This is a genomic window from Lysinibacillus sp. Y5S-8, from assembly GCF_036894365.1.
GTDB lineage: Bacteria > Bacillota > Bacilli > Bacillales_A > Planococcaceae > Lysinibacillus > Lysinibacillus fusiformis_D.
Map to the genome: position 1 here is coordinate 1,862,601 of NZ_CP145889.1, position 19,606 is coordinate 1,882,206.

22 protein-coding genes are annotated in these 19,606 nt (G+C 39.6%); 15 read left to right on the plus strand and 7 right to left on the minus strand.

Annotated features, from left to right (window positions below):
- The first annotated feature begins 35 nt into the window (after positions 1-35).
- Entirely contained in the window at positions 36-1,331 is a 1,296-nt protein-coding gene (locus V6670_RS08775) for an MFS transporter (protein ID WP_338653666.1), read from the plus strand.
- 78 nt (positions 1,332-1,409) lie between these two features.
- Here the strand turns inward: V6670_RS08775 and V6670_RS08780 are convergent, their stop codons facing one another.
- The 4 genes from V6670_RS08780 to V6670_RS08795 form a co-directional block, all read right to left on the minus strand.
- The gene (locus V6670_RS08780) at positions 1,410-2,126 is read right to left on the minus strand and encodes a lactate utilization protein C (protein WP_338653668.1); all 717 of its coding nucleotides are present in this window, start codon (positions 2,124-2,126) and stop codon (positions 1,410-1,412) included.
- A complete protein-coding gene (locus V6670_RS08785; RefSeq protein ID WP_338653670.1) occupies positions 2,123-3,553 on the minus strand; it encodes a LutB/LldF family L-lactate oxidation iron-sulfur protein in 1,431 nt (476 codons plus the stop codon). Before V6670_RS08785 ends, V6670_RS08780 begins: the two co-directional genes overlap by 4 nt.
- 15 nt (positions 3,554-3,568) lie before the next feature.
- A complete protein-coding gene (locus V6670_RS08790) occupies positions 3,569-4,285 on the minus strand; it encodes a (Fe-S)-binding protein (RefSeq protein WP_338653671.1) in 717 nt (238 codons plus the stop codon).
- Between the two features lie 145 nt (positions 4,286-4,430).
- Positions 4,431-5,159, minus strand: a complete 729-nt coding sequence (locus tag V6670_RS08795; RefSeq protein ID WP_338653673.1) for a FadR/GntR family transcriptional regulator — start codon at positions 5,157-5,159, stop codon at positions 4,431-4,433.
- 498 nt (positions 5,160-5,657) lie between these two features.
- On the opposite strand from V6670_RS08795, the gene V6670_RS08800 reads away from it, so the two are divergent.
- The 4 genes from V6670_RS08800 (at position 5,658) to V6670_RS08815 (ending at position 7,706) form a co-directional block, all read left to right on the plus strand.
- A complete protein-coding gene (locus V6670_RS08800) occupies positions 5,658-6,368 on the plus strand; it encodes a cytochrome c biogenesis protein CcdA (protein WP_058844721.1) in 711 nt (236 codons plus the stop codon).
- 51 nt (positions 6,369-6,419) lie between these two features.
- Entirely contained in the window at positions 6,420-6,788 is a 369-nt protein-coding gene (locus V6670_RS08805; protein WP_338653676.1) for a response regulator, read from the plus strand.
- Between the two features lie 23 nt (positions 6,789-6,811).
- The gene (locus V6670_RS08810) at positions 6,812-7,306 is read left to right on the plus strand and encodes a cytochrome c biogenesis protein CcdC (protein WP_338653678.1); all 495 of its coding nucleotides are present in this window, start codon (positions 6,812-6,814) and stop codon (positions 7,304-7,306) included.
- 187 nt (positions 7,307-7,493) lie between these two features.
- Positions 7,494-7,706: a hypothetical protein gene (locus V6670_RS08815; RefSeq protein WP_338653679.1), complete on the plus strand. Its 213-nt coding sequence runs from the start codon at positions 7,494-7,496 to the stop codon at positions 7,704-7,706.
- A gap of 125 nt (positions 7,707-7,831) precedes the next feature.
- Here V6670_RS08815 and V6670_RS08820 read toward each other — a convergent pair whose 3' ends face one another.
- Complete coding sequence (locus V6670_RS08820; protein WP_141903346.1) at positions 7,832-8,260, minus strand: DUF2621 domain-containing protein; 429 nt, start codon at positions 8,258-8,260, stop codon at positions 7,832-7,834.
- 122 nt (positions 8,261-8,382) lie between these two features.
- Between V6670_RS08820 and V6670_RS08825 the strand changes: the two genes are divergently transcribed.
- From V6670_RS08825 to V6670_RS08845, 5 genes are all read left to right on the plus strand, one after another.
- The gene (locus V6670_RS08825; RefSeq protein WP_058844042.1) at positions 8,383-8,598 is read left to right on the plus strand and encodes a DUF1659 domain-containing protein; all 216 of its coding nucleotides are present in this window, start codon (positions 8,383-8,385) and stop codon (positions 8,596-8,598) included.
- A 13-nt stretch (positions 8,599-8,611) separates the two neighbouring features.
- Entirely contained in the window at positions 8,612-8,836 is a 225-nt protein-coding gene (locus V6670_RS08830; protein WP_141903056.1) for a DUF2922 domain-containing protein, read from the plus strand.
- A gap of 65 nt (positions 8,837-8,901) precedes the next feature.
- A complete protein-coding gene (locus V6670_RS08835; RefSeq protein ID WP_080717186.1) occupies positions 8,902-9,024 on the plus strand; it encodes a YvrJ family protein in 123 nt (40 codons plus the stop codon).
- A gap of 104 nt (positions 9,025-9,128) precedes the next feature.
- Positions 9,129-9,737, plus strand: coding sequence for an SCO family protein (locus tag V6670_RS08840; protein WP_036129262.1), 609 nt, complete (start codon positions 9,129-9,131; stop codon positions 9,735-9,737).
- A gap of 183 nt (positions 9,738-9,920) precedes the next feature.
- Positions 9,921-10,457 carry a DUF1572 family protein gene (locus V6670_RS08845; RefSeq protein ID WP_036129271.1) on the plus strand — a complete coding sequence of 179 codons (537 nt, stop codon included), beginning with the start codon at positions 9,921-9,923 and terminating at the stop codon, positions 10,455-10,457.
- A 40-nt stretch (positions 10,458-10,497) separates the two neighbouring features.
- On the opposite strand, the gene V6670_RS08850 is transcribed toward V6670_RS08845, so the two are convergent.
- Positions 10,498-11,052 carry a delta-aminolevulinic acid dehydratase gene (locus V6670_RS08850; protein WP_338653686.1) on the minus strand — a complete coding sequence of 185 codons (555 nt, stop codon included), beginning with the start codon at positions 11,050-11,052 and terminating at the stop codon, positions 10,498-10,500.
- A 103-nt stretch (positions 11,053-11,155) separates the two neighbouring features.
- Here V6670_RS08850 and V6670_RS08855 point away from each other — a divergent pair, with 103 nt between their 5' ends.
- The 3 genes from V6670_RS08855 (at position 11,156) to V6670_RS08865 (ending at position 15,988) form a co-directional block, all read left to right on the plus strand.
- The gene (locus V6670_RS08855) at positions 11,156-11,989 is read left to right on the plus strand and encodes a hypothetical protein (RefSeq protein ID WP_338653687.1); all 834 of its coding nucleotides are present in this window, start codon (positions 11,156-11,158) and stop codon (positions 11,987-11,989) included.
- Between the two features lie 155 nt (positions 11,990-12,144).
- Positions 12,145-13,824 (plus strand): methyl-accepting chemotaxis protein, encoded by a 1,680-nt coding sequence (locus tag V6670_RS08860; RefSeq protein ID WP_338653688.1) that lies wholly within the window; start codon positions 12,145-12,147, stop codon positions 13,822-13,824.
- 202 nt (positions 13,825-14,026) lie between these two features.
- Positions 14,027-15,988 (plus strand): methyl-accepting chemotaxis protein, encoded by a 1,962-nt coding sequence (locus tag V6670_RS08865; RefSeq protein ID WP_338653690.1) that lies wholly within the window; start codon positions 14,027-14,029, stop codon positions 15,986-15,988.
- A 42-nt stretch (positions 15,989-16,030) separates the two neighbouring features.
- On the opposite strand, the gene V6670_RS08870 is transcribed toward V6670_RS08865, so the two are convergent.
- The gene (locus tag V6670_RS08870; RefSeq protein ID WP_338653692.1) at positions 16,031-17,425 is read right to left on the minus strand and encodes an alanine/glycine:cation symporter family protein; all 1,395 of its coding nucleotides are present in this window, start codon (positions 17,423-17,425) and stop codon (positions 16,031-16,033) included.
- 241 nt (positions 17,426-17,666) lie between these two features.
- Here V6670_RS08870 and V6670_RS08875 point away from each other — a divergent pair, with 241 nt between their 5' ends.
- Both V6670_RS08875 and V6670_RS08880 read left to right on the plus strand, forming a co-directional pair.
- Positions 17,667-18,365, plus strand: coding sequence for an aspartate/glutamate racemase family protein (locus V6670_RS08875; RefSeq protein ID WP_338653694.1), 699 nt, complete (start codon positions 17,667-17,669; stop codon positions 18,363-18,365).
- Between the two features lies 1 nt (position 18,366).
- Positions 18,367-19,425, plus strand: coding sequence for a P1 family peptidase (locus V6670_RS08880; protein ID WP_338653695.1), 1,059 nt, complete (start codon positions 18,367-18,369; stop codon positions 19,423-19,425).
- Positions 19,426-19,606: the final 181 nt, after the last annotated feature.

Consider the following 19,606-nt stretch of genomic DNA (forward strand, 5'->3'; position numbering starts at 1 on the left):
TTTTTAATTTAGTTAAAAAACGGAGGGGTTTATGGATGAATGAAGCGAATAAATTAAAGAAGGCGACCTACCATTTATGGACATTTACGGCAAGCAAAATGATTGCCATGCTAGGAGCAAATGTCATGGCGTTTGGCTTCAGCTTGTATATTTTAGCGATGACAGGATCGGCGATGAGCTTTGCAACGAATATGATTTGTTCTGTACTACCACGTGCACTTGTAGCCCCTTTAGCAGGCTATGTTGCGGATAATTTTTCGAAAAAACGAACGATTTTAATCGCACAGGCAGGGACTATTTTGACCGTAGGGGGGTTGCTGCTCTATACAGAAACAGTAGGAATGTCTGTTTATGCCATTTACATAGCTACTGTTTTTAATACGATTTGCTCAGCATTTTCTGGTGTAACGTTCTCATCTGCCATTGCAACGCTAGTCAATCCAGAGCGTTTACAGCGTGCGATGTCCTTTAATCAATTGTCGATGTCTGTGGCTGCGATTGGGGGACCAGTCATCGGTGGTATGATGTATGGATTTTTTAACATGGATGTATTTTTAATGCTCAATATGGTGGCCTATACGATTGCCTTTTGTTTAGAGGCTACGATGGATTTTAATCTTTATAGTACAAGAGGGGCAGATGTGACAAAAGAAAAGATGTGGGATGGACTGAAAAATGGGTTTCATTACATCAAGCAACGTACAGTTATTAAAACCATTATGTGGGTGGCTTTATGGATTAATTTGTTCTTTTCTGCCATCGCTGTAGGTGGAACATACATTATTATTGAATTGCTAAAAGTAAAATCCATGCATTTTGGTTTTATTGAGGCTTCAGGAGCAGCGGGTATGCTTGTGGCATCCCTTTATTTCGCAACAAGACCAGAAGTGAAGGTGCCGTTACGCTTTTCGAAAATGAGCTTATTGCTATTGGCTGGAAGTGTTGCCTTAGCAATTATCCCATTACTCACAAGCTTTTCCTATATAGCCATCATCATCTTTTATTTAATCATCTATTTTATTTTCGCAATTTTCGAAATGGGCATTAATATGCCAATTGGGGTGTATATGCAAAAAATTATTGCAGAGGAATATCGTGGGCGTGTCTTTGGCTTAATGGAGACAATGGCGATGTCCATGATGCCAATTGGTATGGTGGTCTATGGAATGTTATATGATACATTACCAGCAACCATTATTTTACCAGTAACAAGCATCATTATTATTATCCTTTCGCTAGCACTGCTACGTCCATCTATCTTGAAGGAAGCACATCCAGAGTATTATAAAAAAGAAAGCTTAAGGGAAAACGTTCCAAATACAACAACATAGCTCGAGGAATTGAAAACCCAAACGATCAAAAACACTTCAGCGTTTTGTAGATCGTTTGGGTTTTTTGATGAAGCCATTTCAACGATCCTCAATAACCAAATAAGTAGCTTGAATAGGGCCATGTACACCAACGATGAGAATCATTTCAATATCTGCTGAGTTACTGGGACCTGTTATAAAGTTAATGCAGGAAGCAATGTTGTCACCACGACGGATTTTTTCGCTAATCCAACGTGCCGCTTGTGTCATACGAGGGACAATCGTACTTTTCGGGATTAAAATAATCGATTTTTCTGGTAAAAAGCTAACGCTTCTCCCTCGATTCTTACTACTAAAAAGCACAGCAGTTCCTGATTCTGCCAAAGTCATTTCACTTATCGTAATGCCAATATTTGCTTTTTCCGCTTGCCTAATATTTTCCTCAGGTTGCTGTGCATTCCATTCATAGAGTTCGATATTGGCTTGTGGCCATTGTTCGGTCATTAGTGGAGATAGTCCATAATCTTTCAATCTTTCGTCCTTCCATGTAATGACGGACTGACCCCCATAATGGTCAACAATAGCTTGTAAATCCTGGGGAAGTGTGGACGTACTAGACATTTTAATATCCGTATGAATGTTAGCACATTGCTTGATTAAAACCTCTACTAATTCATCCTGTGTCGCCTCCTTGAGCACACGATCTTGTGGCTGATACTGCCAGGTTGGGCGTGGAAGTTCTGTTTTAGGAGAACGTCCAAGCTGTTTAGCAATGTTAGCTAAAAAGCTCTCTCGGTGTTGAATCATACTTGTCATTCGTGCTTACCTCCTTTTGTACGCTGCTTCATCCAATCTCGGAAACTATCTTTATTTGGTGCTGGGAAATCCCTTGCTTCAGTCCAAGCCTTTAATGGGCCTGGCCCCTTTGAAATGGTATGGTCCTTCGTAAAAGGGGACATAGCTGGAGCAGCTATTTTTGTTGCCATTTTATAGAGAGTAGGGGAGGAAGCCCCTAAACCGAAAGCCTTCATTAAAAGCTTTTCAGACACGGGTGCTTTGCCTTCATTCTCTACAATAACTTGACGATGTCGATGAATCAGCTGATGTAAAGGAATTTTAACAGGGCATGCATCCGTGCAAGCACCGCACAATGTAGAAGCGTATGGCAGTTCTTTAAAATCATCATAGCCTCCTAATAACGGAGACAGGACAACCCCAACAGGACCAGAATAGATAGAGCCATAGGTATGCCCGCCAACATGTCGATAGACTGGACAAGCATTGACACAGGCAGCACAGCGAATGCATTGTAAAATAGGTTGAAATTCGCCACCTAAAATCGCAGAGCGCCCATTATCAACAATGACTAAATGGAATTCCTCAGGTCCATCCGTTTCGCCCTCGCCTTGAATCCCTGTTAGTGTAGTAATATAGCTTGTTAGCTTTTGACCAACCGCACTTCTAGTTAATAAGCTAACAAGGACCTCCATATCTTCAAATGTAGGAACAATTCTTTCCATCCCCATGACTGTGATTTGCGTTTTCGGTAGCGCTGTTACTAAATCTGCGTTGCCCTCATTTGTGACGAGTGTAATCGAACCACTTTCTGCGATGGCAAAGTTACAGCCTGTAATACCGATATCTGCGGTTAAATATTCCTGTCTTAATTTTTCCCGCACATAGAGAGCAAGCTCCTCAGGCTTCTCGGTTTGACGATAGCCTTGTTTTTCTTTAAAAACATCGCGAATTTGTTCCTTATTTTTATGCAGGGCTGGCGCCACAATATGGGATGGCGGCTCGTGATCGGCGACCTGCAAAATATATTCGCCTAAGTCCGTCTCAATCACTTCACAACCAAGCGCCTCTAAAGCCGTGTTTAAGTTAATTTCTTCTGTCACCATGGATTTTGACTTCACAATTTTTGTCGCATTTTTTTGTTTCGCAATACTTTGAATGTACGCTGTTGCTTCTTGTGCGGTTTGAGCAAAGAAAACATGTCCACCTCTTTTAGCAACATTTTCACTTAATTGATAGAGGTAATAATCTAAATTTGCTAAAACATGCTTGCGAATTTCCTCACCATGCGAGCGCCATTCTTCCCAATGTCCCAATTCTCTTGCCTGTTGAAGGCGACGTGTTTGGAAACGTTCTTGGGCACTCGAAACAGCATGACGCATAAATTGATTTTCCAGCTCTTTCGTTACACGTTGATGAAAGCGATCATCACTTGTTTTCATAGCCATTCTAATTTCCCCCTCTTAACGGCAGTTTAAGACTTCTGCAATATGCATCACTTTAATCGGCTTGCCTTGACGGTGAATGCGGCCACCAATATTCATTAAACAGCCAGCATCTGCCCCAATTAAAATATTTGCCTCTGTATCTTCCACATTGTGTACTTTTTCATTGACCATTTCTCCAGAAATATTGCCCATTTTGACTGAGAATGTACCACCAAACCCACAGCATCGATCTTTGCCAGGGAGGTCCACATAGTGTAAGCCCTTGACATTTTTTAATAATTGAAAAGGTGCATCTGTTACACCAAGCAATCGTGTCATATGACAGGATGTGTGATAAGTAGCTTTGCCTTCTAAATGAGCTCCGACATCGTTTATCTTTAAAACGTTGACAATAAACTCTGTAAATTCATAGGTTTTATCTGCTAATGCTTGTGCCTTTGTTGCCCAGATCGGGTCTTCTTTAAAAACCTCAGGATATTCTTTTAACATATAAGCACAAGAACCTGAGGGGGAGACGACGTATTCAGCATGCTCAAAGGCTGTAATCATTTTTTTCATCGCATTTTTTGATTCCTTCACATAGCCGCTATTGTAGGCAGGCTGACCACAGCAAATTTGATCCTCTGGAAAATCAATCTCACAGCCAAGTCTCTCTAACACCTCAACAACGGCTTTCCCTACATCCCCTTGAAACAAATCCACTAGGCAAGTGGCAAATAGTGTGACTTTCATCTTTATCGCTCCTTTTTAAAAAACAACTGGTCATCTGATGACTTATCGGTGATTTTATCATACAACAAATTTTACAGAGAATAAAACTATTTTTCATGAATTTTCGGAAAATAAAAAAACTACCTAGTGGGTGCTAGGCAGTTTACTATGATTGAGACTCAGTTGTTTCAAAATATTGTAAGAGCACTTTTTCAACATTGCTTAAATGAGACGCCATGGCATGTTTGGCTAGCTCCTCATTTTGTTGTTTAATTGCGAGGAAGATTTGCATATGTTCGTCATATAATTGTTCACTCGTTGTTTTCTGGGAGTACAACCATATTCGTCGCGTTTCTTTCATCGTGTCTATCATTAGGCCAGAAATTTGATCTAAGATTGTAGCGAGTAGAGGGTTTTGTGAGGCAGTGGAAATAGCTGCATGGAATTGATAATCTACTTTTTCACCGAGTTCACCATCCCCATGTGCTTGCTTCATGTTCTCTAAAATTTGTAACATCGCTTGTACATCCTGTTCTGAACGATGGATTGCTGCACTTGCTGCTGCTCCTACTTCAATTATTTTACGCACCTCTAATAAATGCGCAATATTCTGTTTATTTGTTAACATGGCAGTGGATAAAGGAAAATCAAGTTGCTTGGCTGGTACACTTTTGACAAAAGTTCCAGAGCCTTGCTTGATTTCAATTAACCCCATAGCTTTTAATGCAGAAAGCGCTTCTCGAACGGCGGATCGACTCACTTGTAATTGTTCGGCAAGCTGTTCTACAGAGTCCAGTCGATCGCCTGGTTTTAGGACACCAGCCCTGATTTTTTCATGCAGGATTTCGGATACTTCTTCATAAATCTTTTTTGGTTTAATTTTTCTTAATTTCAAGGGCTACACCTCTTTTTTTCGATCCATTGCACATCGGTTATCAATATTATACATGAAAAGTAGTCATATACTCATGGTTAACATGAACACTTTGTGGAGTAGGGGATATTTGTCGAAATGTAAGCTAATAATATTGTTAATATCACCCTATGATATGGTCATCAGATGATTTGGTGTTATGATGAGTCTGTTCAACTGAATAGTTTACTACAATAACATGAGGATTTCACTACTAAAGCTTCTTTCAACAATAACGTCAAGCAATCGACAATGTCAAGGCTAGAGGAAAGGAGTGAGCGATAACCTCTATAATAGGGTAGAAGAATGGCGGATTATGTTGACAGAAAATCAAGAGGAGGGCATAATGCAGAAGGAGCTTGATGGAACTTCTTAAAAACCTCATTATTTTGCCATGAAACGTTCACAAACAGAAAGGACGCTTTTTAGCCTTTTTTTTGGTACGATGAATGCAGTAACTGTAAGGAGCGATTAAAAAATATGGGATCTGATATTAACGTATTTTTAGCTTTTGGTGCAGGGTTTTTAAGTTTTATTTCACCATGTACTCTTCCACTATATCCAGCATTTTTATCGTACATAACGGGTATGACACTAGATGAGCTAAAATCAGAAAAAGGCATGCTTCAAAAACGTGCCATTTTCCACACATTATTCTTTTTACTAGGATTTTCAATTATCTTTATCATTATTGGACTAAGCGCTTCATTTGCAGCGGAGTTTTTCCTAAATTATCAAACTTTATTACGACAGGTTGGCGCTATTTTAATTGTAGTATTCGGTTTAATGATTGTCGGATTATTGCAAGTAGACTTCTTAATGAAGGATCGAAAGTTCCAATTTAAAAATAGACCGTCTGGCTATTTTGGATCTGTCTTAATTGGTATTGCCTTTGCGGCAGGTTGGACACCATGTACGGGACCAATCCTTGCGTCTATTATTATGTTAGCTAGTACAAATCCTGGTGCGGGCTTTAGCTATATGCTTGCGTATTATTTAGGATTTGCCATTCCATTCTTTGTGCTATCTTTCTTTATTTCACGTATGACATGGATTCGTACACACAGCCAAAAAATTGTGAAAATCGGTGGTTATGTCATGATTGCCGTGGGGATTTTATTATTCTTTGACGGCTTAACGTATATTACCCGCGTTTTACAGCCTATTTTCGGTGGATTTACAGGCTTTTAATTTGTTAAACTAAAAGGCATACCGAACTTTAACGCGGAGGGAGATGAACATGTGCCTACAGTTTTAGTAGTGGATGATACGCTATTCATGCGTGTTGCAATCAGTAATATGTTTTCAGAATGGGGTTATGAGGTAGTCGGTAAAGCAGCCAATGGCAAAGAAGCTGTGGCGATGTATCGTGATTTACAACCAGATTTAGTCACAATGGATGTAACGATGCCCGTTATGACCGGTATTGCGGCAGTAAAAAAAATCATCCCAGAATTTCCAAATGCAAAAATTATTATGGTGACAGCATTAGGCCAGCAAAAATTAATCGTAGAAGCGATTGAAAGCGGCGCCAAGGATTTTATTACAAAACCTTTCGAGCCAGAAAGATTAAAGGCTGTCGCCGATCAATTACTTGGACAAAATTGCTAATTAGACATTAGAGGAGGATTTTTATGTTGAGCAGTATCCCTTCTCACTATTATGTTATAGGGTCAACTATCATGGCCATTCTTATGGGCGGCTTTGTGATGATCATACGAATGAGAGCTTCCAAAAAGCCGACAAATGAGAAGAAAATTATTATCCCGCCAATTGCCATGTCTTCTGGCGCACTCATGTTTTTATTTGAGCAATTCCGCGTGCCAGCAATGCAAATTTTAGAAGCAGCCGCGGTGGGCATGTTGTTCTCGACAATCTTAATTGCTACTTCAAAATTTGAAGTAAAGGGACGAGACATCTATTTAAAACGTTCCAAAGCCTTCGTTTTTATTTTATTCGGTTTGTTAATATTCCGAGTCGTAGCGAAAATGATTTTAAGTAGTTCCATCGATGTCGGTGAATTAGCAGGTATGTTCTGGATACTAGCCTTCGCCATGTTATTACCTTGGCGAATCGCTATGCTGATCCAGTTTAAAAGAGTCAAAAAAACAATCCCACAACTACACTAGTGCAGAAGCTAGTGTAGTTTTTTTGTGCTTGAACAGCAAAAGTGGTGGATAGAAGCTTAAAAGTAGAGGATAGAATTTAGAAGCGTGGATAGAAGCTCAGAAGTGGTGGATAAAACAGCAAAAGTAGCGGATAAAATGAGGAAAGTGAAGGATAGCTTTGCGAAAGAAGAGGATAGAATTCAGAAGCGTGGATAGAAGCTCAGAAGTGGTGGATAAAACAGCAAAAGTAGCGGATAGAATGAGGAAAGCGAAGGATAGCTTTGCGAAAGAAGAGGATAGAACCTCGAACGTGGATAGAAGCTCAGAAGTGGTGGATAAAATAGCAAAAGTAGAGGATAGAATGAGGAAAGTGAAGGATAGCTTTGCGAAAGAAGAGGATAGAATTCAGAAGCGTGGATAGAAGCTCAAAAGTGAAGGATAGCCTTTCAAAAGCAGAGGATAGAACCACAAAAGTAGCGGATAGCCACGAACACCCACATTATAAATAAGAAAAAAACGCTGCACATAGCTTCGTGCAGCGTTTTTTTAATCAAATAAATGTTCGTAGGGGGCGATGTCAATGTGCATTTGTTCTAATTTTTTGCGTAAAAATTTGTGATCGCGTTTTGGTGTGGCCTGGATATATCCACGAATAATAAGGTCATTATTGATGGCAGCAGCTTTTTCTTCTAATGCGAGCTCGCCAATTTTTCCTGCAATTTTTTCCTTTGCTACTTGTCTAAAGAGCTCAGGTACAGGGCTTACTAGCTCATAGAGTAAGTCTTTTTCAGCTTGTCCCCATAAGTGAATCGTTCTATCTAAATAATATTCTTGCCAATCTAAATCTGATTTTCCATCTTGTTTAGGGAGTGCCTTTAAAAATTTTCGGAACATGAAGAATCCGCCAATAGCCATCAATGAAATGAGGACGACAACCCAAAATAAAATAAACCATAAAAACCAACCTTGTAACAAATCGTTCACCTCTTTGCCTTCTCTCATTCTATTATAAGAGCTTCCGAAAAAAAATTCATCCTATAATGTCCCTTTTTTAGCAATTCGCCATTATATAGTGTGCAGAAGGGAGGTGAGACTCGATGGTAGACGTTCACTTTTTAAATGCAACACTGCGCCTTAAGTATGTGACGGGCTATGATGAACAAAATGAACCAATATTCATCACAAAATCGTATCGAAATATTAGCCCCTCGCATAATGAGGGCGACTTAGTAGCGGTTGCACATGTCATTGCTAGTCTTTCATCACAGACACTGGCTAGTATTGTCAAGCAAGAAACAAACGAGTTATCTTAAGGAGGAATCAAACATGACACAAGTTTTAGAGTTACTCTTTGCAACGACTGATGGGAAAACGACAACACTTACAATTGATGCACCAAAGCCGCATATCACAGCGGCTGAAATTCAGCAGGCTATGACATCGATCATAGGTAAAAATGTCTTTGCTGGACAGACTGGTGCTTTATCTTCCATCAAGGGTGCACGCATGGTAGATCGCCAAGTAACAGAATTTGATGTAGCAACAGAATAATTCAAAACAGGTCTTTGCAATGAAACCGCAAAGACCTGTTTTACTGTAGGAGAGAGGGGAGACAAATGGAACCGTGGCTGAACATGATATCTGATATTGGTTTTCCGATTTTAGTGTCATTTTATTTATTGCACCGTGTCGAAGTAAAGCTTGATGCGATTCATGCGGCGCTCGTTTCGTTAAAATGAAATTTATTTCACAAAGATGTACGAAAGCTGTCACGTAGAAGTTCTTGTCAACGCTTACAACCTACTGTAGGATGAGGGTAGTGTAGGTTAGGGAGAGTGTTGACATGAAACGTAAGTTAATAGGGCTAGTTCTACTTTTAGCCTGTGCATCTGTGCTTGGCGCATGTGGAAATTCAAAATTTAAAGCAGACTACAGCCTAGAAATACCCGATTTTGAACATATTAATCAACGTGGTGAAACCGTTTCGCTCGAAAGTTTAAAAGGTAAGCCTTGGATCGGTATGTATATTTTCACGAACTGTATATCGATTTGCCCGCCGATGTCATTGAACATGGCACAAGTGCAAGAAAAGCTCCAGAAAAAAGGAGTAGAGGATTATCACATCGTTGCCTTTTCAGTAGATCCAGACGTTGATAAACCAGAAGTGTTAGCTAATTATATCAGTAAATACAATGTGCCAGATGAATCTAAGTGGAATCTTCTGACAGGCTATTCACAAAAATATATTGAACAGTTTGCAGTGAAAAATACAAAGATATTAGTGAAAAACGACCCTAACAGTGACCAAGTCATTCATGGCAATCAATTTTTCTTAGTGGACAAAGATGGTGTAATGGTCAAAATGTATAATGGCTTTGCTGAAAATATTGAAGATGTACCAATTGATACGATAGCTTCCGATATCGAAACATATATTGATGAAAATTTATAAAAAAGCAATAAACCGTCTCGAACTTTTGAGGCGGTTTTTTTATGTCATTTTAAGCTGGAAAAATAATCTTTTTCTGGTTGGGAATCGTTTAGAGTGTGGAAGGAGGCAAAAAAATGGTCTCACAGATGAGACAATCCCTTTGACCTATTATAGAATGATAGAAAAGAGGGGATGGGTACAATCATGACAATCGCACACACTTATTTACAAGTTGTTCAAAAAAGATTTAACAATGTGAAAGAGCAAGGGGATAAGGCGCTTGCCCAATTAGAAGAGGCACAGCTACATTGGGCGTATAATGAGGAATCCAATAGTATCGCAGTTATTGTAAAGCATGTTAGTGGCAATATGATTTCACGCTGGACAGATTTTTTAACGACGGATGGTGAGAAGTCTACGCGTAATCGAGATGATGAGTTTATGGATAGTCTTCACACGAAAGAGGCCATGCTCGTAGCTTGGGAAAAGGGTTGGCAAGTGTTTTTAGACGCCTTAGCGAGTTTAACAGAATCTGATTTGCAGCGATATGTCACAATTAGAGGAGAGCAGCTAGCAGTCATTGATGCCATTGAAAGACAGATGGCGCATTATGCACAGCATGTCGGTCAAATTATTTATATTGCGAAACAAGTTAAGGGCTCTGCTTGGCAAACGCTTAGTATTCCAAAAGGACAGTCACAGGCTTTTACAGAATCCATGCTAGATAAACAGCAACGTTAATAAAGAAAGATCGTAGCCAATAACATATGCTACGATCTTTTTATGTTAAATATAGCTTGTACATGGCCGTTTCTGCATCAATAGCTTGGGCGAGTTCGAATGCTTCCTGCTGATTTCTTTGATTCGTGATAATCTCATAGAAAAAGCGAATTAGAAACATGAGATTCGCGTTACCTTCTATATAATCATGGGGTGCTAAATAGGAGTGGCAGCCACTTTCTAAAAAGGCTGTCGCTAGCTGTTGCCAGCCTAATGTACAGCCAGCTGCTATCACCTTGACATCCTGTAGCTGACAATAGGATAGGACATCCTGTCGTTCAAAGTAAATACTTTTAGGTTCATTGTCTTCATATACATCTTCGCCTAACTCGGGTAAACAAAAGCGTCCCTCATTACCGTGGAAATTTAAAATAAGATAGTCCATTTTGCTTGGCAGATCCTCTCCAGACAAGACATCAATCAAATCATTTGGTCTTCCGATTAAATGAATTGTCACCCGTGCATCAAAGGATTCTAGTGCCGCTCTGATGGCCATGGATTCGAAATCACAATCAGGTCCAATGACTAAATGTACGTATAATGCTGGTTTACTCATATTTGCTTCACCTCTATTATTAGTATAGATGAAACTTATTGGGAGTGTAAACCATATATTACAATAATTACTATATATAAAAGTCTGTAAAGGAGGCGTAGGGATGCACAAGGGAGGCCATATTTATACACTGTTACTAGGCATTATTCTTAGTATAAGTACACTTCTACTTTTCAGTTACAATGAAAGGCAGCGAGAGGAGCTAGTATCCCTGCATCATAGTGAATTTCAAACAATTCAAGAGGCTTGGTATTTGTCTGGAAGTGATAGCAAGGAGCAATATTTGTATCCATTAAAGCAAGTGTTCTACATTAACCGTTATGAGGTGAAAGACAAGGAACATCTCCAACAAGCATTACAGTCCCAAAAAAATCCGGTTAGTCGACAAGCTAATGCTACTACGGTAAGCGATTTATATATACGCCTTTATAATGGCAAGGAAATGGCCGTGAAGGTGATTAGCAAGGATGAACGATTATTCCTAATGGATCAGAAAACGATGCAGTATTATGAACTAAAGCCACAAGACATGATGGATTATTTTCATTTGTTGAATGAAGAAAGTAGAATGCCGTTTCTATTATTTATTGTGTATACAATTATATTTTTCAGTCTAGCCTTTATGCTAGCAAAGAAACTTACAGGGGCTAAATCGATAGAAAAAGAAACGGCTCCTCCCATATATTTAAACAAAGCGAAGAGCAAGAGACCGTTAGCAGATTTTATTTTTCCAGCCGCCTTGCCATTAGTTATTACATTTTCTTTGCAGATCTATGGGGCTCAGCATAGCTTATTGTTACTAAGTGCCATTATGCTTACTTCAGGCATTCGAGAATATGTTGAAAAAAGAGGGCTTTTTCTTAAAATGGTTCTGTTGCTCCCACTCTTTTGGGTTTACCTCTACGGTTTCCAAATGCTTTCTACCTATTTAAACTAGCGATATAGTGGATATTATTGTCAATAGATTGAGCGTGGAGTTCTTATTTTTGTTAAATTTTAGCGATAATTTATGAGGATGGATACATATTATATAGGTTAATAGGTTTAGGTAGGCTATACTCAATATGATTATAGTAGAATTGAGGGAATCATATGAGACTAACTGTGGAACGAAAACTACAAATTGCTTTTGGCATTGTACTCGTCTTCTTACTGCTTATTTCAGGTATTGCATTATACTACTTGAATCATAATAATCAGACTCTAGCAGAAATTGAAGACAAGACAGAATTTATTCATTTATATCAAGATATCTCGTTCCAAACAGTTCGAGCAAATGCAGCTATTCGTGGGTATATATTATATGGCAAGGAAGAAATGCTTAACAACCACCATGAAATCCGCGAGACCTTACATACGTCGATTAATCGTCTCCAAGAAAAAGGCGATAGCAATGAAGAGTTTGAGCAGTTTTTACAGCAACTAGCAGATTGGGAAAAGGCGATAGATGGGCAGATAGTGCCACTTTATCAACGGGGAGATCATCAACAAGCCCAACAGCAAGCATTGCCAATTTTAGGTGAAGGTTCTCTGAAGTTAGTTGTCTTTGGCAAGACGATGGCAACGGCTCAACAGGAAGAGATGCAAGCTCATATTGAAGCAATCAAGCAAGAAGGAGAAAGAAGCGGGGTAGAAATTACAATACTAGCCGTTATTTCTTTGATTGTTAGTATCATCATTGCAACAGTATTTGGGAGACGAATCGCTAAAAACATTCAGCAAACTGTAATAGAAATGGATAAATTCTCTGAAGGTAATTTGCACACGCATTTACAATTTAAAACCAAGGATGAATTCGCCCATTTAGCCGAGTCCTTTAATAGTATGTCACAAAAGCTTCGACTGATGATGAAACAAGTAGGCAACTCCTCCGAACAAGTTGCAGCCACATCAGAACAACTGACGGCTAGTAGCATGGAGGTTACACAGGCGACAGAAGTGGTGACGGCATCTATTCATGATATTGCACAAGGAATTGACCAGCAGGACACTTTAACAAGCGATGTACGGAATTTATCAGCTCATATTTTAAAGAAAATGAATGATATTTCTACAAGTATCCATAACGTGAATCATGCAACCGTCGAAACGAAAAATATGGCGAGTATAGGGCGTTCTTCTGTGCATGATGTGACGGAACAAATGAATGAAATTTCTGCCAATACAAGCGAGTTAAATACCCGTGTGCAAGATTTAGATGACAATACAGCGGCGATTGTAAAAGCCGTGAATGTCATTAAAAGTATTGCGACACAAACTAATTTACTGGCAATCAATGCCTCGATTGAAGCGGCAAGAAGCGGTGAACATGGAAAAGGCTTTGCGGTTGTTGCAGAGGAAGTACGCAAGCTAGCAGATGAGTCCAATCTTGCAGCAGGGGACATTGAAAAAGTAGTAGCACAAATTACCGATAGCACGAGAGTCATTGAAGAGGATATGGTCAATAGCAATGATTCGGTCCATGTAGGACGTGAAAAGGTCAATGTGGCAAGAGATAATTTTATACAGATTGATGATGCCATTAATGATGTACAAGCACAAACTGAGATAGTGACAACAGCCATTCGGACTATTCATCAGGATGTAGAAAAGTTAGTCAAAGAAATTGATTATATTAGTGAAGTCTCAATGAAATCGAGTCGCCATGTACAAAGTGTTGCAGCCTCTTCAGAAGAACAAAATGCAGCAATGGAGGAGGTAGCAGCTTCCTCTACACATCTAGCGAAAATGGCGATAGATTTGCAAGAGTCTATACAGTCATTTAAATATTAAATAAACGCTACCTCTGTATATTTACAGGGGTTTTCTAGTTGTCTGCAAAGCCTGAATAATAAGAAATTCAAAAATATGTTTGAAAAATAATATTTCATCCGATAAAAGCTTTGGGAGAAATGTGAAGCAGATAAAGAGAGGGAAATACTGTGGAAAATAGCTTGCTATTTTTTCACGACAAGAATCAAAAGGAGATTGATATATGAAGAAACTATTTAGCAGTTTTAAGGGCAAGCTTTATACTTTATTTGCGCTAGTATTACTAATTCCTGTCATTTCTGTTGGGAGTTTATCTTATTTATCTGCCAAAGACTCAATAGAAGAAGAAATATTATTTAGTGCCAATGAAAGTGTGGGCATTTTAAATAAGCTTATTGATAAAACCATTAGCGAAAAAATGGATGATATCAATGTATTTAGCAGTGAATTAGATGCAGGAAAATATCAGCAATCCCAAGCCTCTATTGAGACGAATTTGCATCAGTATGTAGAGCTAAATCCAGATGTGCTAAGTATTTATATTGGCATGAACGATGGCTCCTTTACACAAGAGCCAAAATTAAATGATGCAGACTATAATCCACTAGATCGAGATTGGTATAAAGAGGCAACAGCCCTCAAAGGAGAAACGTTAATCACAAATCCTTATAAAGATGCAGGAACTGGCGATATGGTTGTGACAGTTGCCAAACAGATTAAGGATCATGCTGGGGTTGTGGCTATTGATATTAAACTGACAGACCTTCAAAAAATTGCAGATTCCATCCGAATCGGGAAAAATGGTTATCCTTCTATTTTTGGTGGAGAAAATATGGTTATCTCACACCCTACGCTTGAAGCTGGAGGAAAACTAAAAGAAAGCTTCCTCGATCAAATGTACGAAAATCCTTCTGGGACCTATAAATATGTCTTTGACGGTGATAACCGAATCCTGTTCTATACAACAAATGAACTGACTGATTGGAAAATCACAGGGACCATTTTTGCCAAAGAAATTGATGAATCGGCATCTAAAATTTTATACCATACGATTTTAGTGCTGATTGCGGCTATTGTTATTAGTACGATTGTCTTTTATTTTGTTATGAGGGCTGTGTTAAAGCCAATTAAAGCTTTAAAGGATAGTGCTGTGACGATCAGTAAAGGCGATTTGACAGAAACGGTGACGGTTACGTCGAAAGATGAGATTGGTCAATTAGGACAAGCCTTTAATGATATGCAAGAAAGCTTACGGACACTTATTCAAAAAATTGAGCAAAATGCAGAGGAAGTGGCTTCGTCAGCAGAGGAGCTAACAGCCAACGCGAATCAAACAAGCATTGCAACAGAAAAAGTGGCGATTTCTATTCAGGATGTTGCCTCAAGTGCTGATTCGCAAACGATCAGTGCCAATAAAAATGCAGAATCACTGCATGAGCTTTCAACAGCTATTTTGCATATTGCCGAAATATCCTCTGCTGTGACAGACCTTTCGCAGCATGCAACATCACAAGCAGATGAGGGTGGACAAGCTGTGCAGAATACGAAGGATCAAATGCAATCCATTCATTTATCTGTAGCAGATTCCAATGCGAAAATCCAAACCTTGCATGAACGATCTCAGCAAATTACGTCCATCTTAGATGTCATTACGAGCATTGCCGATCAAACGAACTTACTTGCATTAAATGCAGCTATTGAGGCGGCAAGAGCGGGTGAGCATGGGAAAGGGTTTGCCGTTGTGGCAGATGAAGTTCGTAAGCTAGCAGAACAATCACAAGAATCGGCCAAACAAATATTTGAGCTTATTCGAGGTATTCAGCAAGAGACGGAGCAATCTGTCAGTATTATGGCGAAGGTAACGGAGGATGTGCAAAGTGGTCTGCATATTTCGGATGAAGCCATTGCAAAATTCCAAGTCATTATGACAAGCATGAATGAAATTACACCTAAAATGGAGGAAGTCTCTTCAGCCTCTGAGCAAATGTCAGCAGGTGTCCAAGAGGTGGCAGCCGTAACAGAAGATTTGGCATTCTCTGCAAAAGGCAATGCTTCTGCATCCGAGGATGTAGCGGCATCAACAGAGGAACAATTAGCCTCAATGGAAGAAATCAATGCATCAGCGCAAGCACTCGCACATATGGCGGATGAATTAAAGCAACTCATTAGTCAATTTAAATATTAAAGCACAAACGCCACTCCTATCAAAAGGAGTGGCGTTAGCTGTTTATCGATCTTCTTCCCAACAATCTGTATTTTTTAAGGTTGGAATTGATTTTGCATAAAAGACAGGATTTTTACCAGCTTTACGTTGCTGTGTAAAGTCATCTAATACAAGGAAGGCAATTTTACCGAGAATAATAATAATGGCTATATTGATGAGTGCCATCAGACCCATAAATAGGTCAGCTAAATTCCATACAAGCTGTACCTGAGCTACAGAGCCAAACATGACCATAGCTAACACTAATATACGATAGCTAAACATCCAACCTTTATGCGCATCCATAAACTCAATATTGGATTCACCATAATAATAGTTTCCAATGATCGAACTGAAGGCAAAGAAGATGATGGCGATAGCAATAAAGTAAGGAGCCCAGTCCCCAACTTGAACAGCTAAAGAATTTTGCGTCAAAATAATGCCGTCACTTTCACCTTTATCATATAAGCCAGCTAAAATAATGATAAAGGCAGTCGCTGTACAAATCATGATCGTATCAAAAAAGACACCTAAGCTTTGAACTAGCCCTTGTTTGGCAGGGTGTGAGGTATTGGCAGTTGCCGCCGCATTAGGTACACTCCCCATACCAGCCTCGTTGGAAAATAAACCACGACGGACACCTTGCATAATAGCCGCCCCAATTGCACCACCAACAGCTTCCTGTAGGCCAAATGCATGCGTGAAAATTAAGTTAAAAACATGTGGGATTTCCGAGAAATTTGTCACTACAACAAAAAGGGCTACAAGTAAATAGAAAATCGCCATGACAGGTACAAGAATTTGCGTCACCTTCACAATTCTATGAACACCGCCAAAAATAATTAAGGCTGTTAAGGCGACAAGTATTATCCCAATGATCGCTGGTTTGATATCAAATGCTTCTCCAACTGACGTGGCAATTGTATTGGACTGTACAGCATTAAAAATAAACCCAAAGCTAAATGTTAATAAAATACTAAAAATAATTCCTAGCTTTCGTTGACCTAACGCTTTTTCCATGTAGTAGGCAGGTCCACCTCGGAAGGTATTACCATCCTTCACTTTATAAACCTGTGCTAAGGTACTTTCAATGAAGGCAGTAGCCATCCCTAAAATAGCGATGATCCACATCCAAAAAACAGCACCTGGTCCCCCTACACCAATGGCTAAGGCAACACCTGTAATATTCCCTGTGCCGACACGTGAAGCAGCACTAATAGTAAAAGCCTGGAACGGTGATACACCTGATTCGCCCTCTCTTTTTTCTACAATTAAACGAAACATTTCAGGAAACAGACGAATTTGTACAAACTTCGTACCAAATGAAAAATATAGTCCTGCTACGATCAGTAAGATAATTAGGATATATGTCCATAAAACATTATTTCCACTATTTACAATACTTGAAATCCATTCCATAAGTTGTCCTCCTTTCACAATACGCTTTAGTCTACACTGTTTTTTTATAATAAATCAACATTTCTAAAATAATGGAAATAATCATAATATTTTGAGGTTTTAAAATATTTAAATGGATAGAGTTTGCTTCACATACTATTTTTCTGTCATATTCGATAGGGAAATAAAGCGTTAAGTTTTGAAAATTCTCTTATTTCATTGCGAGTTATGCGTATAATAATAGAAAAGGAGTGTGATATTGATGAAAACAATCGGCTTAATTGGTGGGATGAGCTGGGAATCCTCCGCTGCCTATTACAGGCTCATGAATGAGCAGGTCAAACAACGACTAGGAGGCTTACATTCTGCCAAATGTATTTTATATAGTGTGGATTTCCAACAAATTGAGCATTTTCAAGCGAAAGGAGAGTGGGACAAAGCGGGGAATGTTCTGGCACAAGCAGCGCAATCACTTGAGCGTGCAGGTGCAGATTTTGTTATTATTTGTACGAATACGATGCATAAGGTCATTGATGTTATAGAGGCAGCGATTACCATCCCGATTTTACATATTGCGGATGCAACAGCTAGACAAATTAAAGAGGCAGGTCTACAGAAAATAGCCCTTCTTGGCACGAAGTATACGATGGAGCAGGCGTTTTATAAAGCAAGAGTGGAGGGCTTCGGTATTGAGGTTATTGTGCCAGACAGCCGCGAACGAATGGAAGTAAATCGCATTATTTATGAAGAACTGTGTTTAGGTATCATTAAGCAAGACGCCAAATCGTACTATATCCAAGTTGTTGAGGAGCTTGTGCAAGCGGGGGCACAAGGAGTGATTTTAGGCTGTACGGAGATTGGTTTATTGATTCAGCAGGAGGATATTAGTGTGCCAGTGTTTGATACAGCAGCCATTCATGCACAAACTGCGGTGTCCATGGCGATTCAGGAGGAGTTGTAATATGCCAGGCAAGGTACGAGAAATGGGTATCAAGATTGGCAGGTTACCAGTTGGACCAAAAAACTGTATGACCGATGTAGCGGGAGTTCAGGTGGGACATATCACATTGGATGAGCCATTAGATCAGGACGGTGCTTATGCGTGTACAGGTGTCACAGCCATTTTACCGCATGGTGGTAATTTATTTCAGCAAAAGGTAACGGCAGCAAGCTATGTGTTAAATGGTTTCGGGAAAACAACGGGGCTTGTGCAAGTCAATGAGCTTGGTGTGCTCGAATCACCTATTATGTTAACGAATACCTTTGGCGTGCCAGCCGTTACACAAGGGACACTAAGCTACATGTTGGACTTGAATGAAGATATTGGGCTCACAACAGGAACGATTAATGTTGTTGTAGGCGAATGTAATGATAGCTATTTAAATTCGATTCGAGCTTGTCCCGTGACACCAGAACATGCAATAGCAGCCATTCGTCAAGCCTCTACGGATATAGCACAGGAAGGAGCCGTTGGAGCAGGGAAAGGCATGATGTGTTTTGGCTATAAAGGGGGGATTGGTTCGTCTTCTCGCCTTGTTAAAGTTGAACAACAGGAAATTAGCTATACAGTTGGCTGTCTAGTTCTCAGTAATTTTGGTCAAAGCACTGAGTTTTTAGCCGAGCGTTACAACGCTTCCAATAGGCAAAGCCAATCAACATTATCTCCTACAGATGGTTCAATACTTATTATTCTTGCAACGGATGCCCCGTTGAGTAGCCGCCAATTGCTGCGCGTCATTAAACGCTGTGGTATCGGTCTCGGTCGGACAGGTAGTCACTTTTCACATGGTAGTGGGGATGTAGTCATTGGTTTTACAACGGCACACAGTATCCCTCATACGACAGATCAGCTGATGGAAACAAGAACACAGCTACGTGAGGATCATCCCGTCATGAATCAGTTGTTTGCCGCCGCAGCTGAAGCGACAGAGGAAGCGATACTCAATTCATTATCTCAGGCCCAGACTACAACGGGGCGTAATGGCCATACAGTGGAAGCTTACGCTTTTCATAAGGCATAACGATTAAAGCTATTGAGACATCATCCATGTTTCGATAGCTTTTTTTGTACTTCGTTAGCATGAGCAAGCAATGCGATGAATAAAATCCTTAACTAGAGGACAAAAGTGATTTTTCGACAGTGTTTTGCTGGAATATGGATCATTATAAGAGAAAAACTATTATATTGTAATTATTCTTTTT

Bases quoted from the DNA above. Each gene is read 5' to 3' on its own strand.
- V6670_RS08775 (WP_338653666.1), top strand. From the start codon at position 36: ATGAATGAAGCGAATAAATTAAAGAAGGCGACCTACCATTTATGGACA.
- V6670_RS08780 (WP_338653668.1), bottom strand. From the start codon at position 2,126: ATGACAAGTATGATTCAACACCGAGAGAGCTTTTTAGCTAACATTGCT.
- V6670_RS08785 (WP_338653670.1), bottom strand. From the start codon at position 3,553: ATGGCTATGAAAACAAGTGATGATCGCTTTCATCAACGTGTAACGAAA.
- V6670_RS08790 (WP_338653671.1), bottom strand. From the start codon at position 4,285: ATGAAAGTCACACTATTTGCCACTTGCCTAGTGGATTTGTTTCAAGGG.
- V6670_RS08800 (WP_058844721.1), top strand. From the start codon at position 5,658: ATGGGATCTGATATTAACGTATTTTTAGCTTTTGGTGCAGGGTTTTTA.
- V6670_RS08810 (WP_338653678.1), top strand. From the start codon at position 6,812: ATGTTGAGCAGTATCCCTTCTCACTATTATGTTATAGGGTCAACTATC.
- V6670_RS08825 (WP_058844042.1), top strand. From the start codon at position 8,383: ATGGTAGACGTTCACTTTTTAAATGCAACACTGCGCCTTAAGTATGTG.
- V6670_RS08830 (WP_141903056.1), top strand. From the start codon at position 8,612: ATGACACAAGTTTTAGAGTTACTCTTTGCAACGACTGATGGGAAAACG.
- V6670_RS08835 (WP_080717186.1), top strand. From the start codon at position 8,902: ATGGAACCGTGGCTGAACATGATATCTGATATTGGTTTTCCGATTTTA.
- V6670_RS08840 (WP_036129262.1), top strand. From the start codon at position 9,129: ATGAAACGTAAGTTAATAGGGCTAGTTCTACTTTTAGCCTGTGCATCT.
- V6670_RS08845 (WP_036129271.1), top strand. From the start codon at position 9,921: ATGACAATCGCACACACTTATTTACAAGTTGTTCAAAAAAGATTTAAC.
- V6670_RS08850 (WP_338653686.1), bottom strand. From the start codon at position 11,052: ATGAGTAAACCAGCATTATACGTACATTTAGTCATTGGACCTGATTGT.
- V6670_RS08855 (WP_338653687.1), top strand. From the start codon at position 11,156: ATGCACAAGGGAGGCCATATTTATACACTGTTACTAGGCATTATTCTT.
- V6670_RS08860 (WP_338653688.1), top strand. From the start codon at position 12,145: ATGAGACTAACTGTGGAACGAAAACTACAAATTGCTTTTGGCATTGTA.
- V6670_RS08865 (WP_338653690.1), top strand. From the start codon at position 14,027: ATGAAGAAACTATTTAGCAGTTTTAAGGGCAAGCTTTATACTTTATTT.
- V6670_RS08870 (WP_338653692.1), bottom strand. From the start codon at position 17,425: ATGGAATGGATTTCAAGTATTGTAAATAGTGGAAATAATGTTTTATGG.
- V6670_RS08875 (WP_338653694.1), top strand. From the start codon at position 17,667: ATGAAAACAATCGGCTTAATTGGTGGGATGAGCTGGGAATCCTCCGCT.
- V6670_RS08880 (WP_338653695.1), top strand. From the start codon at position 18,367: ATGCCAGGCAAGGTACGAGAAATGGGTATCAAGATTGGCAGGTTACCA.